The sequence below is a fragment of the Halovulum sp. GXIMD14794 genome (genome assembly GCF_054457455.1).
The window spans coordinates 53,916-71,267 of record NZ_JBTLNF010000013.1; the positions used below are offsets into that span (position 1 = coordinate 53,916).

Annotated in this window: 11 protein-coding genes; 10 read left to right on the forward strand and 1 reads right to left on the reverse strand. The window is 59.1% G+C overall.

Features of this window, described 5'->3' with window-relative positions:
* Window positions 1-115: 115 nt before the first annotated feature.
* The 10 genes from ACW9UR_RS24775 to ACW9UR_RS24820 all read left to right on the forward strand — a co-directional run bounded on the left by ACW9UR_RS24775 (window position 116) and on the right by ACW9UR_RS24820 (window position 15,765).
* Window positions 116-460, forward strand: a complete 345-nt coding sequence (locus tag ACW9UR_RS24775; RefSeq protein WP_458919756.1) for a plasmid mobilization protein — start codon at window positions 116-118, stop codon at window positions 458-460.
* Entirely contained in the window at window positions 457-2,262 is a 1,806-nt protein-coding gene (locus ACW9UR_RS24780) for a hypothetical protein (protein ID WP_458919757.1), read from the forward strand. The genes ACW9UR_RS24775 and ACW9UR_RS24780 overlap by 4 nt, the downstream gene beginning before the upstream one ends.
* 353 nt (window positions 2,263-2,615) lie before the next feature.
* Window positions 2,616-2,822 (forward strand): helix-turn-helix transcriptional regulator, encoded by a 207-nt coding sequence (locus ACW9UR_RS24785; RefSeq protein ID WP_458919758.1) that lies wholly within the window; start codon window positions 2,616-2,618, stop codon window positions 2,820-2,822.
* 156 nt (window positions 2,823-2,978) lie between these two features.
* The gene (locus tag ACW9UR_RS24790; RefSeq protein ID WP_458919759.1) at window positions 2,979-3,839 is read left to right on the forward strand and encodes a WYL domain-containing protein; all 861 of its coding nucleotides are present in this window, start codon (window positions 2,979-2,981) and stop codon (window positions 3,837-3,839) included.
* Window positions 3,823-7,038: a sigma-70 family RNA polymerase sigma factor gene (locus ACW9UR_RS24795; protein WP_458919760.1), complete on the forward strand. Its 3,216-nt coding sequence runs from the start codon at window positions 3,823-3,825 to the stop codon at window positions 7,036-7,038. Before ACW9UR_RS24790 ends, ACW9UR_RS24795 begins: the two co-directional genes overlap by 17 nt.
* The gene (locus ACW9UR_RS24800; protein WP_458919761.1) at window positions 7,035-8,537 is read left to right on the forward strand and encodes an ATP-binding protein; all 1,503 of its coding nucleotides are present in this window, start codon (window positions 7,035-7,037) and stop codon (window positions 8,535-8,537) included. Before ACW9UR_RS24795 ends, ACW9UR_RS24800 begins: the two co-directional genes overlap by 4 nt.
* The gene (locus tag ACW9UR_RS24805) at window positions 8,534-11,428 is read left to right on the forward strand and encodes a Z1 domain-containing protein (RefSeq protein WP_458919762.1); all 2,895 of its coding nucleotides are present in this window, start codon (window positions 8,534-8,536) and stop codon (window positions 11,426-11,428) included. Before ACW9UR_RS24800 ends, ACW9UR_RS24805 begins: the two co-directional genes overlap by 4 nt.
* A complete protein-coding gene (locus tag ACW9UR_RS24810; protein WP_458919763.1) occupies window positions 11,412-12,416 on the forward strand; it encodes a PD-(D/E)XK motif protein in 1,005 nt (334 codons plus the stop codon). Before ACW9UR_RS24805 ends, ACW9UR_RS24810 begins: the two co-directional genes overlap by 17 nt.
* 1 nt (window position 12,417) lies before the next feature.
* Entirely contained in the window at window positions 12,418-14,223 is a 1,806-nt protein-coding gene (locus ACW9UR_RS24815; protein ID WP_458919764.1) for an AIPR family protein, read from the forward strand.
* Window positions 14,224-14,439: 216 nt separating this feature from the next.
* Window positions 14,440-15,765, forward strand: a complete 1,326-nt coding sequence (locus ACW9UR_RS24820) for an ATP-dependent nuclease (protein WP_458919765.1) — start codon at window positions 14,440-14,442, stop codon at window positions 15,763-15,765.
* Between the two features lie 31 nt (window positions 15,766-15,796).
* Here the strand turns inward: ACW9UR_RS24820 and ACW9UR_RS24825 are convergent, their stop codons facing one another.
* Window positions 15,797-17,329 carry a DNA cytosine methyltransferase gene (locus ACW9UR_RS24825; RefSeq protein ID WP_458919766.1) on the reverse strand — a complete coding sequence of 511 codons (1,533 nt, stop codon included), beginning with the start codon at window positions 17,327-17,329 and terminating at the stop codon, window positions 15,797-15,799.
* Window positions 17,330-17,352: the final 23 nt, after the last annotated feature.

A 17,352-nucleotide genomic window follows, 5' to 3' on the forward strand; every position in this document is an offset into this window, starting at 1 on the left:
GATCGCATCGCCGCAGATTGCCTTTTCGATTTTCACGTCCATTCCCAAACCTGACATCAAGGCTCCTCCGCCCCCGGGGTGAAATTCGAGCCGAGTTTTGGACGGGAGGCAGGACATGGGACGACCGAAAAAGCCCACGCACGACAAGGCGAGGCGCCGGGAGGTATACGCGACGCCCACAGAATGGTCCGTGATCGAAGCAGGCGCAGCTGCAGCTGAGCTGACCGTCTCCCGATATCTCGTCGCGGCAGGGCTGCAGAAACGCGTAGGCAAGGCACAGCGCCGGTCTCCTCGCCGAGCCCGGTTCGCTGCCGGGCTCGGACGCATTCAGGCGGAGCTGGAGCGTGTGGCGTCCGCCGTCGAAACCGGTGAGACCGGCGCGTCATCTGTTTTCATCCTCGCCCGCCTCGCGCGGATCGAGGCGCTACTTGCAGATCTTGTCGAGGGGGATCGCTCGTGATTCTCGGCTGGTCTCCCCACAGCACACTGCGCGACGGCAGCGCGGGGCCCCTTCTCGACTATCTTACCGGCGAGACCGTGCGGAAATCGGTTGGCGGAACCGCCCGCGTGACGTGGCGCGATCCGCTGCCCGAACCGCTTGTCGGCAGCGCCGCCATCGTCCGGCAGACGATCGAGGGGCTCCGGTTCAAACACAGCTACAGCGCAGCGACGCTGAGTTTCGCCGTCACGGACGTCCCGATCGAGGAGTTCAACGCCGGACAGGATCCACACCGCGACCGGGTCGGGAGGATCCTGCGCCTGTTCTTCGACGTGGCCTACGCAGGCATCGCGCCCGAACATCGACCGCCGCTCTTCGCGAACACTCACACGCATACCGGACGTCTCGAGGTCAACGTCGTGCTGCCCCGCATGGTGCTGCGACCGGGCGCATCCGGCCCCGCGCAGATGATGGCGTTCAATCCCCATCCGCCCGGAAAAGCGAGCCTTCGGCTGTGGGACAGTTTCACCGACACGGTCAACGGATGCTTCGGCTATGCCGACCCACGCGGCATCGACCTTATGCGCCTCGTCGGGCTGCCAGACTGGCAACTGAAAGCATCGGCGGAGGCCAACCGGCGCGGCCTCGGCGCCCTTCGGGACCAGCGCACGCAACTCGCCGCACATGCCTTGACGCTCTACGAATGTGGTGCGGTATCCGACCGCGCCTCGCTGCTCTACGAAATGGAGGCAGCACTCCTCGACCGTGGCATCGAGATTGTCGCCGTAACGCACTCCACGGTGACATTCGCGAACCGCCATGGCGAGCGCTGGCGAATGCGGGGGCACTTGTTCTCGGATGCGTTCTCGCCCGAGCATCCGGTTCACGACCTGCCGGAATACGACTACCGGGAATACCGGCTCAGCGCTCTGCGTCTCGCTCCGGAGCGGCTCCGGCGCGCACTCGAACGCCGTGCCGCGTTCCACAGGCACCGCTACCGAGGCACCCATCCCCTGCCCGATCCGCACGCCATGCTGCATGCGCCACCGATGCCCATGCCGCCCCGGCACCCGGGCCATCAGCCCAAGCAGTTTCGAACCCCGATCGCCTCACGGCTTGCGACCCTCGTCGCGCGGATCGCCGAGCGCATGAACCTGTGGATAGCCGAGCGATCCGTCCTCCGCCGCGTAGCCGCGATCGACCTGCGACCCTACTCCAGTCTCAGACGACAACTGGAGCGCCTCGATGACCGACACCCCGCCGACCCCACCGCACGACCTGGAGGAGCTCATATCCATCACCCGCACGCTGGCGGCGTTGATCGAGCCGCTGCAGATTCTCCTGGCCATGGAGCAAGCGCCGGGCATCGGGGAGCGGCTGGACGCGCTGATGGGCGAGTTGACGGCGATCAGCGGTCACATGCAGCGCGCGGCGGACGTGCTGGAACGGGCGGTTTCGCTTCAGGAGAACGACGCCTCTCGGCAGGAGGCGGTCGCGCGCAGCCTCATGCTGCTTCAGAAGGATGTTGCGATGCTGAAGGAGTGGTTCTCCGCCCCCCTGCCGGAAGCAGAGCAGAGGTGATGGTTCGTCTGAAACGAGCAGCGTCAGCAGCGGGCATCCGGGATCTGCGGTTTCGTGCAGGACCAAATGAGGTGCTGAAAGTCTCGATCAAAGGGGAATTCAACGCGATAGACGAACACGGGGTACATGGTTCCGGAAATGGCGGCGATATCGCAGCCCTCTCGCAACTAGCTGAAATGGCGGAGCTGAGCAGCAACGCAGAACCTCCGTCCTCCAACTTTTCGCCTAGGTTCGACATCTAGTTGTTTTTGGCGTGTCCCGGAAAGAGGAGGGGGATCCGCCACAGCGGCACCAATAGTAGACCGCCATGAGAAAGCCTTCTACCTCGTGACCGGTTTCCCGACGGCAATTGGCGGAGGGAAAGCGATACGCAAAAACTCCGCTCAGTGGGCAGGGTAAAATCTCGACCAGCTGTCACGTCTCTCCGAGAATAGCGTCCGATACGATTGCTTTCTCTCATCCTCGCCGGGCGCGTTGACGGTTCTGCGCGCCAGCGGCTCCTTTGCGCAGATCGCCTCAAGACACTGACTTGCCTCTCTTTTTCTTTCACGCCTTCGTCCTCCTACAACTGCTGTGAGTTGCGAAGAAGGAGACGATGATGAAACCAACCTGCTTGAACCAGAAAGAGCTGGCCGAACGCTGGACCATTTCGCACCGCACCCTTGAGCGGTGGCGGTGGGCCGGCGAAGGACCTGTGTACATGAAGATCGGTGGGCGCGTCGTCTACCGCATCGCCGATATCGAGGCCTTCGAACGCGAAGTACTGAACGCCACTTCCGATCAAAGCGCCCCGGCCTACTGACACCGACCCTGTCCTCCCAACCCTAGGCGTCGCTCCAAAGCTCTGATTTGCGACGCATTTCGATTGCGCCACATCCCCGGCTCGGCTAGCCTCCAATAAAGCCCAGAAAGTGGGCGCGCATAGTTAGGGTGCGCACTGCCCGAGCCGGGGAGCGTAATGGAAAACGACAGGTCGGAACTTCGCTGGGGCGTCGAGCAACGCCTTGAGTTCATAGAGTTCCGCCTGTTCTGGGAGGGACATGTGAACCGCAGCGATCTGATGGACCAGTTCGGGGTCTCGGTGAACCAGGCGTCCACCGACCTGAACCGCTACATCGGCTTCGCACCGGACAACATGGTCTACGACAAGAGCGCGCGGACCTATGTCCGCGGCTCGGACTTCAAGGCACAGTTCCTCGAGCCCGATGCGAGCCGCTACCTCGCGCAGCTACGCTCGCTCTCTGACGGGATCCTCGACCGGGAGGACTCCTGGATAGCCAATCTCCCGTCCTACGCGTCCGCCCCGACGCCAGTACGTGGCGTCAACCCGGTGACGCTCCGCTCGATCGTTGGCGCCATACGCCGGTCAGAGGCGGTCGAGGTGAAGTACCAGTCACTGTCCAACCCGGAGCCGCGCTGGCGGTGGATCGCGCCCCACGCCATCGCGTTTGACGGCTTCCGTTGGCACACGCGAGCGTTCTGTCTGACCGACGAATGCTTCAAGGACTTCTTGTTGTCCCGGATGCTGAAGATTCGAGGTGCACGGGAGACCGAAGCCTCGGCCGCCGACGACAGCGACTGGCACTCCGATGTCACGCTGGAGATCGCCCCCCACCCCGACCTGTCGGATACGCAAGCAAAGGTTATTGCGCTCGACTACGGCATGCGAAGCGGCAAGGCGAAGATCAAGGTCCGACGCGCGCTTCTCTACTACGCGCTGAGACGGCTCGGGCTTGATACCGACCCGTCTGCCAGAAGACCGCAGGATCAACAGATCGTGCTTCTCAACAGCGAGGTCGTCCATGAAGTTCATGGATAGAATCTCCCGTCTCTTGGGGCGTGGCGTTCAAGCGGAGCCTGAACCAGAACGTCATGCTGCCGAGTCCGCCCAAGTCCCATCGATCCCGGATCGACGGTCAGAGAAACTTGTCGAGTCATCGGATTCCGCAGGCATCGTAACTGTAGCGCAGGACGGTACGGCTCCCCGTGAAGGAGGGCCCTTCGAGCCAAATGGTCGGGAAACTCAGATTGATGCGCGTGAAGATCGAGGAACGCTGACAACGTCTGAAATTCGCATGATTCTGGAGGGAGCGGTAGACGGCCTAGCGCAACTTGCTGCATCTCCTCGTGTCCATGCCACGGACGCAAAGGGGGACACGCCGCTCCATATCGCAGCACGCATTGGCAATCTTGTGCTTTGTGATTTGTTCGTTCGCTCGGGTTCCGATCCCCGGGCCTTGAATAATGAACGGCAAACACCCGCCGACATCGCTCTGGCGGAGGGACACAGTCTCGCTGCGCAACTTCTCTACTCGCTTGTTGGCGAACCGCTACAGCCGGAACAGCTTGATAGTGTTCGAGAGAATCCGAAAGCCGGCATGACCGCAGCTACGCTCGAAGGCACTTCCAGGGTGACCTATCCGACTTCAGGCGGATCGCCGCGAGATGATGCAGTTCTGAGGGCTCGGGCCGGGAGCTCGAACTCGTCTTGGTCTGACGAGCGGGTCCATCGTCTCAAGGCACTCTGGGCTGAAGGCCAGAGTGCCAGCCAAATCGCGCGAGAGTTGGGTGGCGTAAGTCGAAATGCCGTCCTGAGCAAACTGTTTCGTCTCGGAATGCTGAACAAACCGCGTCCCGGCGTGGATTCACAAGAAGACCATCAGATACCCGTCGAATCCGACGACCCTTCGAACCCGCCGGAAAAACTTGGCGAAGCAGAGCCCCGGCCTTTCACTCATGCCGACGAGCAGCTGTCGCAAAACACTGACACCAAAACGCTGAGTCAATGGCACGCCGGTACATTCTGGACTGATGAGAGGCTCGACGTTCTAAAACGGATGTGGTTGGACGGTAGAAGTGCCAGCGAGATTGCAAGGTCATTCGGAGGGGTTCTGACACCCGGTGCAGTGCTGTTTCAACTCCACAGGCTTGGTATACATGACCGCTCCAGAAGACAAGCTGAACCCCTCAAGAATGAGTTTCCGAATGCTTCGCCAAAGGCAGAGTCGTCGCACCCCGTCGAGCTCGCACGAGATAGCGCGACATCAGGCAATCCGGTGCAGAATGCAGAACTCGAGGATCTACTGAGTTTTGAAGCCGAAGAAGAACCGGAAGAATTCTTCGACAAGACTGCAAACCAGACGGCCTCAGGGGCATTCGTCGCTGTGCTTAACTCATCGCCGGCAGTTTTGGATGATGAGGCCGCTGATTGGGAACTCGATCTCTCACCAGCACCGATCGCCGGAGAGGGCATTGGCTCCGGCGCTGCGGTACCGACCGATCACGGTGGAGAAAGTGACTTCCTGCAGGTCCGGAACCGCGGCCGACAATCGGTCAAACGAGCAGTAGTCCAGACCAGTACGCGGCTATCGATCGACGCGGACCTCTGCTTCAATTGGGCGGAAGAAATTCTGGCAAAGGGACACTGCTCCCTCGACGACATCGACCGCCTCGTCGCCAATTGCGAAGGGAATGGTGATCTCGAAGAACTGCGAACCAACCTCCAGCGCAACCTGGAAGCAGCGGGTTTCAACCTCGATCAGGTGCCGGGGCATGATGCGCTTCTCTGGGACTCAGCCTCGGACACTTCGTCCGACGACCTCGCTCACGCGATCAAGGCAGCACTTACACGGCGGACGCGGCTGCCCGGTACACAGCGATTCGTCATGGAGAAATCAGAAGAGCTGCAACTGCTTGAGCCCATGATGCGGGCCAAGCAGGAACTCCAGCTGGGTATCTTGGGCTCCGAGACCGCCGTCCAAACGATCCTCGACGTCATGGAGAGCATCCGCGACGGGGCCCGAGACCCCAGCTCGGTCTCCCTGAGAGCCATCATTCCCTCGCGCCCGGGCCATTCCGAGACTTCAGAGGTAATGGCCGCCGTGGAAGCCCTGAGGTCATGGCACACCGCCGGCCGGGTGATGGACGGCAAACGAAGAAGAGAGGCACTTGCTGCGCTCGAGGCATTGGATCTTTCTCTGGCATTCCACAAGGAGTTGGTCCGCCGACTGGAACAGTTCCCGGCGTGCCAAGCCGAAGCCAGTCAGCTGGAAGCCGAAATACTGATCTCCGAATCTGCTACCGAAAACCTGATCCGCGAGCATCTGCCTTACGTCCGGCGTTTTGCCTCGCGGAACGTAGATGAAGGCGAGGATCCAGAGGAAGTCTTCCAGGTCGCCTTCATGGGTCTACAGCGTTCCACCAGGCGATTTGATCCCGAACGTGGTTATCGCTTCCTCATCTACGCCACTTACTGGATGCGACAGGCCATCACGCGATGGCGCGCTGATGAAGGCACGGCGATCCGCATCCCCGTGCATCGTAACGAGAAGATCACCAAACTCGATCGCGCACTGGAGAGGCTGGACGTTCGGGTCGGCGGCGCCGTCTCCGACCTCGAACTCGCCGAAGAGCTCGAATGGACAATCGACGAGGTCAGACAGTTCCGCGGCATCCCGCGTGAAGCCGAGTATCCCGCAAGCCTTGACGACTGGGACAACCTGCTGCCCGAGCCTTCAGAAGTGGATGTCTTCGACCAAGCGGAAACCGAAAGGATCGTGACAGAAGCACTGGCTGATTTGCCGGAACGTCAGGCTGATGTGATCCGGATGCGCTTCGGGATAGGGCGCGAGACCGACATGACACTCGAGGAAATCGGTCAGATCTACGGCGTAACGCGCGAGCGCATTCGTCAGATCGAAGCGAAGGGCCTCGATCGACTGTCCCACCCGGGCCGCAAGCGTCGGCTTCAGGAGTTGCTGGGCTACGAGAGCAGCCGCGGGTCAAAGTCTTCCTCCTCGACCGCGCACGAGCAGCACAGCCCAGCGGAACCTAAGGAAAAGAGGCAATCGCCGACGTCCTGGTCCGAAAGTCGGGTAGATCGCCTCAGAGAACTCTGGGCAGCCGGTATGAGCGCAAGTGAGATTGCGCAGGAAATGGGGGGAACCAGCCGAAATGCGGTGATTGGAAAGCTGAGCCGCCTCGGTCTAGCAGACTCCGACAGGGAGCAATGTCAATGACTGTGCGAAATGCTCCGCCGCATGCCGGTTCGATGCTCGAATCTTTGCGCGGGCTCGGCTACGCGCCTCCCACCGCACTTGCCGATCTGGTCGACAATTCCATCGCCGCAAATGCTCGCGACGTTGCAGTTCATCTTGAGTGGGCCGGTCCGGAGAGCTGGGTGAGAATCGTCGATGATGGCGACGGCATGGACGACGCGGCTCTCGAGGCCGGCATGCGTCTTGGTGCTCGCGATCCGAGGGCTGAACGCGCCGCCACTGACCTCGGGCGCTTCGGGCTAGGCCTGAAGACGGCCAGCTTCTCTCAAGCTCGTCGCCTGACCGTCGCCAGTCGGAAGGAAGGTGGACCGGTCGTCTGCTTGCGCTGGGACCTCGATCTCATCGGTCAGGAACCAGGTGCCGAGTGGCCGCTGTTTGAGGGACCGGCTCCGGGATCAGAGCATCTGCTTGAGCCGCTCGACCAGATCGCCCACGGTACCGTCGTTCTCTGGGAGAAACTGGACCGTATCGTGACCGATGGCTTCGCGGCCACCGACATGATCGAGCTCGCGGATCGCGTGGAGGCGCATCTTGCGATGACCTTTCATCGGCTCCTTGATGGCCAAACGCCCATGCTGCGCTTGGCGCTCAATGGCAGAGGATTGAAGCCATGGGACCCGTATCTCGTCGGTCATCCCGGCAAGGCGCTCGAAAGCCCCGAGTATCGGATCCTCCACACCACCGGAGTGAATGTGCAATGCCACGTCCTTCCACATCGCGACATGCTCAAGCCTGCCGAACAGGAAGCCGCTGCGGGGCCCGGAGGATGGACGCAGCAGGAGGGCTTCTATGTCTACCGCAACAAGCGCCTACTTCTCGCTGGGGGGTGGCTTGGCCTCGGCGATGGCGGCAAGCCATGGCCGCGTGATGAAGCCCACAGGCTCGCCCGTATCCGGCTCGATATTCCAAACAGCGCGGATGCCGATTGGAAGATCAATGTCCTGAAGTCGACGGCCAGCCCCCCGGTGCGCCTGCGATCCCAGCTCCATCGTCTCGCAACAGAAACACGCGACACTGCGCGGCGGGTCTTTGCACACCGGGGGCACGTCACCCCGGTCTCAGGCACGCGCTCGAACGCGGTCGCCGAAGCCTGGCAGGTGCGGCGGTCGGCACAAGGGACGTCTTACCGGATCGCTCGTGACCATGATCTTGTCGCCTCGATCCTCAACCGCGCCGGTCCACTCAAACCCGACATCCTCGCTCTTCTGAGACTGATCGAGGAGACAGTTCCCGTGCAGCGCATCTGGCTGGACACGGCAGAAGACAAGGAGACGCCGAGAACTGGTTTCGCCGGCGCGGCCGCCAATGAAGTGATGGAGACACTGTCTTCGATGTTTGAAGCACTGGTGAAGTTCCGCGGCCTCAGCCCGACCGAGGCGCGTGAGCGGCTCGGTCGCACGCCCCCATTCGACCGGCACCTCGATCTGGTTGCAGCCCTCGAAGTGAAAGACACCCAATGACGATTTCAAACCAGAAGGCCTTCGATTCAATCCTTTCAATGGCTCAGAACATGCTCCGCCTCGCCGTGGAACGCGCTCAGAGTCCTGTCACGCCGGAAATGATCGAGAAGGAGCTGACCAAGCTCTCGATCATGATGGAGGACGATTTCGCTCTTGTTGATCGGGACTCGCTCGTCGATGAACTGATCCGTCGTTCAAGCCGTACAGTGGGCAAGAACGCCACCCTGTCGAGCGGTGAGGACCATGTCGCCTGGCTTGATGCAGAAAGGAAGAAGGGCTGGACCTATTGGCAGCGCTATTCGGAATACATGGAATCGCGTATCCCGTGGACGGCCCTCGATGCCCTCGATGTCGCCACTGACGAAGTCCTTTCTCAGCTCGAAGACCCGACCCGGGAAGGCGCATGGGATCGTCGCGGACTGGTCGTTGGCCACGTTCAATCAGGCAAGACGGGCAACTATACCGGACTGATCTGTAAGGCAGCCGACGCCGGTTACAAGATCATCATCGTGCTGGCCGGCCTGCACAACAACTTGAGAGCCCAGACCCAAATCCGTCTCGACGAGGGATTCCTCGGATTTGCCACCATCGCTGATGCCGACGAGCTTCCTGCTGTAGGGGTGGGGCTGATCGACAAGGATGTGTCGGTACGCCCCAACGCTGCAACAAATCGAAGCGACAAGGGCGACTTCAACACTGCGGTTGCGGCCAAGATGAACATCAGTCCGGAACAGCGTCCTTGGTTGTTCGTGGTCAAAAAGAACAAAACCGTCCTCGAGCGCCTGCTGCACTGGATACGCAACCGCGTCGCCAATCATGTCGACCCCGAAACCGGACGCAAAATAGTTACCAATCTACCGCTGCTCGTTATCGACGACGAGTCGGATCACGGATCGGTCGATACTGGAGAAGATGTCGTGGACGAGTTCGGCACGCCGGATCTCGAGCATCAGCCGAAGACGATCAATAGACTGATCCGGTCGATCCTCCACCACTTCTCGCGGAAAGCCTATGTAGGCTATACGGCTACACCTTTCGCAAATATTTTCATTCATGACCGCGGGGAGACCCAAGAGCACGGACCGGACCTGTTCCCGGCAGCCTTCATCACCAACCTCGCCGCGCCATCGAATTATGTCGGTCCTGGTCGCGTCTTCGGATCAGCTTCCAGCACGCCTGACGAGCTACCACTCGTGCGCCCATTGATGGAGGATGAGTTCCAGCCGTGGATGCCGAGCAAGACGACGACATCGCCAGAGATCAGACCACACAGAAACGGACACCAGCCCCGTTGGAAAGGCGAGGATCGTGTACCGGATTCGCTGGCCGAAGCAATTCGATCATTCATCTATGCCTGTGCAGTACGGAAGCTGCGTGGACAAGGCAGCAAACACTCCTCGATGCTAATCCACGTGACCCGCTTCACCTCGGTACAGAACGCCGTCGTCAACCAGGTCGCAGAGTACGTGCGAGACCTCAAGGGCCGCTACACCCGCGGCATCGAGCTTGCACGCCTCGAGGCGTCCATGCGCAGGGAGTATCAAGAGACCTTTCTGCCAGGGATGCAGGGTATCCGTACCTCCCTCGTCGAGGGCGAAACCCTCGAGGACTTCTCGTGGATGGAAATTCGTGCCGTACTCCCTGACGTCCTGTCCGACATTCGCGTCCGCGAGATCAACGGTACGGCCAAGGATGCACTCGACTACGCCGAAAATGATGGCACAGGCCTCAAGGTGATTGCCATCGGCGGCGACAAGCTGGCGCGTGGTCTAACGCTCGAGGGTCTCTGCACGAGCTACTTCCTTCGAACTGCACGCATGTACGACACGCTAATGCAGATGGGGCGATGGTTCGGGTACCGCGATGGCTACCTAGATGTCTGCCGCCTCTACACATCGCAGGAAATGGTGGAATGGTTCGGACACATCGCCGATGCCGCGGAAGAACTCCGGCAGGAATTTGACAACATGGTCGCGGCCGGCGCCACGCCAAAGCAATTCGGTCTGCGAGTGAAATCGCATTCCGTGTTGACCGTAACCTCGCGCGCAAAGATGAGAAACGCTCGCGCGATGCAACTTACTTATTCTGGTGATCTTCTACAGACCATCGTGTTTCCTAACCGCAAGGACGACATCACAGAAAATTTCAGAGCTACGGATCGTTTCGTAGGCGCACTTGGCAAATCGATGAATCTGAACGATCAGCATTTCGTTCCGGAAGGTCAAAAATGGAACGGTCACCTGTGGCGGGATGTTCCAGCCATAAGCGTCATCTCGTTTTTCAGGGAGTATAGAACCCACCCTGCCAGCTTCCGGATCATGAGCCCGCTGATTGCGGACTTCATCGAGGAGATGAACAAGGATCGTGAGCTCACGACTTGGACGGTCGCACTGATCGGCAAGGACAGCGGCCCAGATGATAGGCACCGCACGGTAGGCGGTTGTTCGGTCAACATGCTACAGCGCAAGCGCACGACCGAACATGCGGATCGGTACTCGATCAAGACCCTGATCTCGCCTCGCGATCAGGCTATCGATCTGACCGAGGCGGAGTGGAAGGCAGCGCTCGATCTCAGCCAGAAGACTTGGCGCAACGACACGGATCGAAACGAAGGCAAGGAGCCTCCCTCCGAACCGAGAGGCCCGCAAATCCGACACGTACTCGGAGAAGGCGTCGCCGAAGCAGGCATTCCAGCTCGACGGGAACGCGGCCTGCTGATGCTCTATCTGCTCGATCCCGACGGTGCGGGTGTCGATGAGCTGAAGGATGCCGATCCGGTCGTCGCCTGGGCAACAAGTTTTCCGTCAAGTTACTCCGAAAGAAGGGTCTCCAACTCGAGATACATCGCCAACAGCGTACTTTGGGGAGGGCTCAATGAGTGGGTGGACTGAGGAGGGGATCGCACGTGCGTGGCGAGCGCTCGCGCGACAGGAAGCGACGGAAGACTGGCGATTTGTACATCTCGCAGATATGGGCGCCGTTTCAATTGAGGCGGGTTGTCACTTTCCACTCGGACGAGAGGCGCTGATCGTATCCTTTCCGGGATCGTGGCCGGTAAATCCGGCAAGGCTTCCTGAAGGCAAGGGCTTCGACGTCTCCCGCATTGAAGGTCAGACCGAATTCGCAGGCAAGACGGCGATTGCTCTCGTCAGGCGACCAGAGGGCTCACCCGACATCTTCGCTATCATGGTCGTGGATGTCTTGAGATCTTTGGAGACTGCAGCCAGCAGCGGGGGCCGCGAGATCATGGAGGCCTTCCTCGAGCGGGTCAGGGAGTGGCAGGCTTTCATGGCTCGAACGCACCGCCCTCTTTCTTCCGACGCACAGATCGGCCTGCTCGGCGAGCTTTGGATGCTCAGATTGCTGGCGGAAAGTCCCCTTGGGGCAGGTGCTCTTGACTGCTGGCAAGGACCGTTGCGGGCGGCGCAGGACTTTCACATTCGCGGGGGCGCTGTAGAGGTGAAGAGCACGGTCCGGACGGGCAGCTTCCTCGCGCGGATCAACAGTATTGAACAACTGGATGGTGACCGAGCGCCCATCTTCCTGTGCGCCTGCCGCTTCGAGGAAAACACTGATGGGATCTCCCTTGTCAGTCTTGTGACAGAACTCCGAGAGAAATTCAGAGCCGCCGGAGTGCAACGCGGATTTGAAGCGCTGCTCATGGTAATGGGGTACCTCGACGAGCACGCGGCGCTCTACGGGCGCACACTGACATTGAGGGACGCCAAGGCGTTCCGCGCGGAAGGTGACATGCCGCGTCTCAGGCGCACCGCGCTTCCAGCTGCCATCCGTTCAGCTGCCTATGTGCTCGACCTTGACGCGCTCGAAGTTCCGTCGATCGGACTTCCGGAGTTGATCAACGAATTTGGACTAGATTGATATGAGCCTCGAAGAATTTCACCGCAACTTTCGTTCAGACCTGCAGACCATCATCGCCGAGCGCGTGGAGGCTGGCGAAGGCCCCTTTCCTTCGGATGAGCTCGTTTTTGCGGAAATGGTCATGGAGCATGTCGCAGAAACCGGGATCTGCGAGGCGCCAACCGTTTGCCACTGGAGCGGCAAGGTCGGCAACGCGAAACTCCGGATTTCGGGCTATTCACTCAGTTCTGATGAAACTGCTCTTGACCTCTTCGTGACGCATTATTTCGGGGCCGATGAGCTGAACGATCTAAGGGACTCGGATGCCACCGCAACTGCAAGCGAAGGCGTTCGCTTTCTCTTTCGAGCGGCAAGCGGCAACCTCGATGCAAGGATCGACCCGACGCATCCGGTCAGGGATCTGGTCGCCACCATTCGTTCCCGCTGGGGCGAGATCGACCGGCTCCGTGTGTTCGTGATCACCGATGGCAAGACCAAGACAAAGCGGTTCTCGAACAAGGAGGTTCACCAGAAAATGGTGGCCGTCGAGGCCATGGATATGGAGAGGCTCTTCCGACACACCGAGGGCAAGCCGCGAGACGAACTGGCCGTGAGTTTCGTCCAGTCGATCGGTCGGGCACTTCCCTGCGTACACGTCCCAGACCCCGATGCTGACTATGAGTATGCCCTTACTGCCATTCCCGGGCAGCTCATCCGGGATCTCTATCTGCGCTACGGGACGACGCTGCTCGAAGCCAATATTCGTACATTTCTGGGGAACAAGCGCGCTGTGAACAAGGGCATCGTCGAAACGCTGCGAAAGGAACCGGAGCACTTCCTCGCCTTCAACAATGGCCTGGTGCTTGTCTGCGACGAAGCGGCCTTCGAACGGACTGAGGACGGAAATCTAGGCCTGTCATTCCTGAAAGGCCTGCAGATCGTAAATGGCGGCCAGACCACCTCGACCATCTACTTCTCATCCCGCGACGACCGCACCATTGACCTGAGCCATGTCATGGTTCCGGCAAAGATCATCATCCTCAAGGGATCGCAGGACGAAGCGCGGGAGAAATTGATCAGCAGCGTATCCCGCTATGCGAACAGTCAGAATGCGGTGAAAATGTCCGACCTCTCGGCGAACCGTCCGTTCCATCGCGAGCTTGAGAAACTCGCGAACGACACGTGGTGCCCGGACGGTGCAACGCGATGGTTCTACGAGCGGGCAGCTGGCGCCTACAACGTCATGCTGCTGAGAGAAGGCACCACGCCGGCAAAGAGGCGAAAGCTGAAGGAGATGATTCCGCCGAAACGTAAGCTGACGAAGAACGACATCGCCAAGTATCACGAAGCGTGGCGCTGCAAGCCGAACCAAGTGGCCATGGCAGGAGAAAAGAACTTCGCGGCATTCATGGCTGCTCTCGATGACGATCCGACTATCGTACCCAGCCCCCTCAATGTCCGCTGGTATCGAGCGATGATCGCAAAGGTCATTCTCTTCAAGGCGGTCGAAAGCATGATCAAAACCAAGGAAGCCAAGGAGACATTCCGCCAAGGGTGGATTAATATTGCGACGTATGTCGTATCGATAGTCGCGGATCGACTTGGTGACCGGCTCGATCTCGAGCAGATTTGGATGCGGCAAGGGATCTCCGGTGGTCTGCGGGATTTGCTTTGGGATTGGGCGATCGTCGTAAACGCCGAGTTCAACAGGATCGCGCCAGGCCAGCAGATTTCAGAGGTGGCGAAACGCGCGGATACGTGGGTTAAGGTGCGATCGGCCGACTTCCCCTCACCATCTAAGGATATAAGCGAAATAAAAGCTTGTTAGTACGGGCAAGGGATTGGGTCCGACCAGATGCTCTATACTTGGCGCGAAACAAGTACCTCTGAAGTTGTCGCGAACTCGCATCCGACGGATCGACCAACAAGACCATATCACCCTTGGCATCAAATCTCATGAAGCTAAGGCGGGCCCTTCGCAGATTAAAGGCTAGATGAACGACACCACAGGCAGACTTCTCCTCAGAAATCGATAAGGAAGGCCATGCAGGAAGACGGCAAATCAAACTCAGATCATGAGGGGTCTACAGAAAAGAGCGAGCCGCCTTTTGAAGGCCTTGTGGAAGTTTTGCCGTCAGAGTTCGAGTCCGAAGTTCCTCCAGAGGACTACCACAAAAGTAGGCAGAAAGATGCCGCGCAAGGAAAATTTATAGAAGTGCGAGCCACAAATTGGGCCCATGAGGAGGTTGATTGGTCAATTGGTGATTTGGACGCTGGCGCAGAATTCGTTGTGGCAGATTTCGACGACCAAACCGCAGAACCGGATCAGGATATCCTAACAGCGCACCAGGAGACTGTCTCATCACGTCCAAAGAAAATCAGGAAAACGCGAAAAGATAGCGCGACAATAGACGAGCACATTGCCTCGATACAACTAAAGAACTTTAAGAAGTTTAGAAGCTTTCGGGTTGACTGCGGGGTCACGAACATCCTGACAGGTAGAAACAATGCAGGGAAGTCGAGCATTCTTGATGCGCTAAGAGTTGCACATGATGTACTTAAATTTGCTTTTCGCAGAAAGCCTGAAATATCAGAGTTTGAGGGAAGAAACTGCGCCAGCTTCACGTTGGCAACAAGTGCGCTGAAGATTCCCATCGACAACATCACATGGAATTATTCGAATGAACCGGCTTCGGTTCGGATATCATTGAGAAACGGAGCACAATTTGTTATCCTCCTCCATCCAGATCGGCCGATTAGAGCATTTCTCATTTCTGATGGGCCATTACCGAGGACGATTTCAGCTTTTCGTCGTCTTTTTCCTTTGACTCTAGTGGTCGTCCCAACTTTGGGTCCGGTTGAGGAGAACGAGCAATACCTAACAGACAAAACGATCTCCGGCAGTGAGAATACGCGAACTGCTCATAGGCACCTACGTAACATTTTGATCCGAAAACCTGACGATGAATTCCACGAGTTTTCTGAGGAGGTTTCTTCGGCATGGCCAGAGATTACTTTGGAGCGCCCACGAGTCGTAGGTCATGGCGAACCAATGGAGATGATGTTTTTCGAAGATCGAATTCCGAGAGAGATCTTCTGGTCAGGTTTCGGGCTTCAAGTATGGATGCAAATGGTTCTACAGTTCATGCGGGGTTCAGACAACTGTGTCTTGGTCTTGGATGAGCCCGATATATATCTGCACCCTGAGCTTCAGATACGCATGGTCGAGTTGGCTGCACGCAAGTTTGGTCAAGTTTTTATCGCGACGCATTCACCAACTATAATAGAAATAGCGGGCGCTGAAGACGTTTTAACCATTTCCGCGAAGGAAGGCTCAGCGAGCAGAGGGGAAAGAACCAGCAATCAATAGTTGATCTGATCTTGCTGTTGAAAATCCGGAGCTATTCAAGAGTGTCAAGCAGAAGCCTCGCGATCTGGCGCGCCAAGAATGGCGGCACGGCGTTCCCGACCTGGACATATTGCTGGGTTCGGTTGCCCATGAACAGGTAGTCGTCGGGGAATGTCTGCAGCCTTGCAGCTTCACGCACCGTCAGGCTGCGGCACTGCAGAGGATCGGGATGGATGAAGTAATGACCATCCTTCGAGATGTGGCTCGTGACAGTAGTTGAAGGCTCATCGGCCAGCTGGACCCGGAACCGGTCATTGAATGCGCCACTGTGCCAGTTGCGATGATCCGGGCTCAACACGAGAGGAAAATCGGCGGCCTTTGGGCTATAGCCGCGGACAGCCCCGAACACGGAGGCGAATAGGTAGCGGCCAAGATCAGACGCCATGTGTCCCCGCGTCTCGTGCTGGGCGATCGCGCGAAGGTCCGGACGCTCTAGCCAGCGCAGCAGTTCATCGTTCGAACCGCCGTAGCCGCCGGAAAGTCGTGTATCTTTCCGACTGGTCAGGGCTTCCTCCTTCGCGCACTGGGCAATGGAAGAGAATGCTTCTCGGAGCAGTTTGTTGTTCTTCCCTGGGAAAATGCGCGCCAGCATTCTCGCAACTTCGACAACCTCCTGCCGCCAACCAGCCGCGCTGTCCGCTCCTCGACTGATGCCACTACGCAACCGCGGCATCGTGCCGATCGCGTCACTAACCGTTCGCTTCCGCTCCGAGAGGGCCATGCTGGCGCCCGCCGCCTTTCCGGCCAGATCCGATCTGATCCCGACGATGATTACCCGGTGACGTCGCTGCGGAACCCCGAACTCCTCAGCGCGGACGACGAAATCCGAAGGTCGGATCGCCTCCAGCAGGCGGACCTTCCCGGCTTCGACCCGAATGGCACGGAGTTCATATTGATGGCCATGGCCTCTGCCGAGGGAGGTAAGGTCCTCCATCAACATCTCGAACACGAGCCGGCTCTCGACCGTCGAGGACAACATGCCCTTGACGTTCTCCATAACGAAGGCTGCCGGCCGGAGTCTGTCGAGCACCCGGATGTACTCGCGGAACAGGTAATGCCGTTCATCCTCCTCCGGCACATAGCCGACCTTGCCCCGCGACCGGGCCCGCCCAACCAGGGAATAGGCCTGACACGGCGGCCCGCCGATCAGGATCGTGTCGTCATATTTGACTTTCAGGTTCTTGATGGCAGCGTCGATCGCTGTTGCTGCGGCCTCGGTGCCGAGCTCAAGAGCGCAGGCCTCCTCGACGGCCAAGCGCCAAGCAGACGCGTCGACTTCCGACCAGTCCGGTTCGGCAGTTTCCCCCGCATGAAAATCGATGAACCGTTTCGGCAAGCTGCCATGACGCGACCGGTACTCGCGCAGAAACGCGCGCAAGGTGAGGGTCCGATGCGCCGATGCCTCCTTCTCGACAGAGATGCCTATCCGGAACGGCGCATGGCCATCCTCGACAAGGGATGCAAACCCCTCGCCAAGGCCGCCGGGGCCGGCGAACAGATCGACGATGCCGAAAGTCGAAGGCAAATCAGGCTCCTGACGAACTTCAT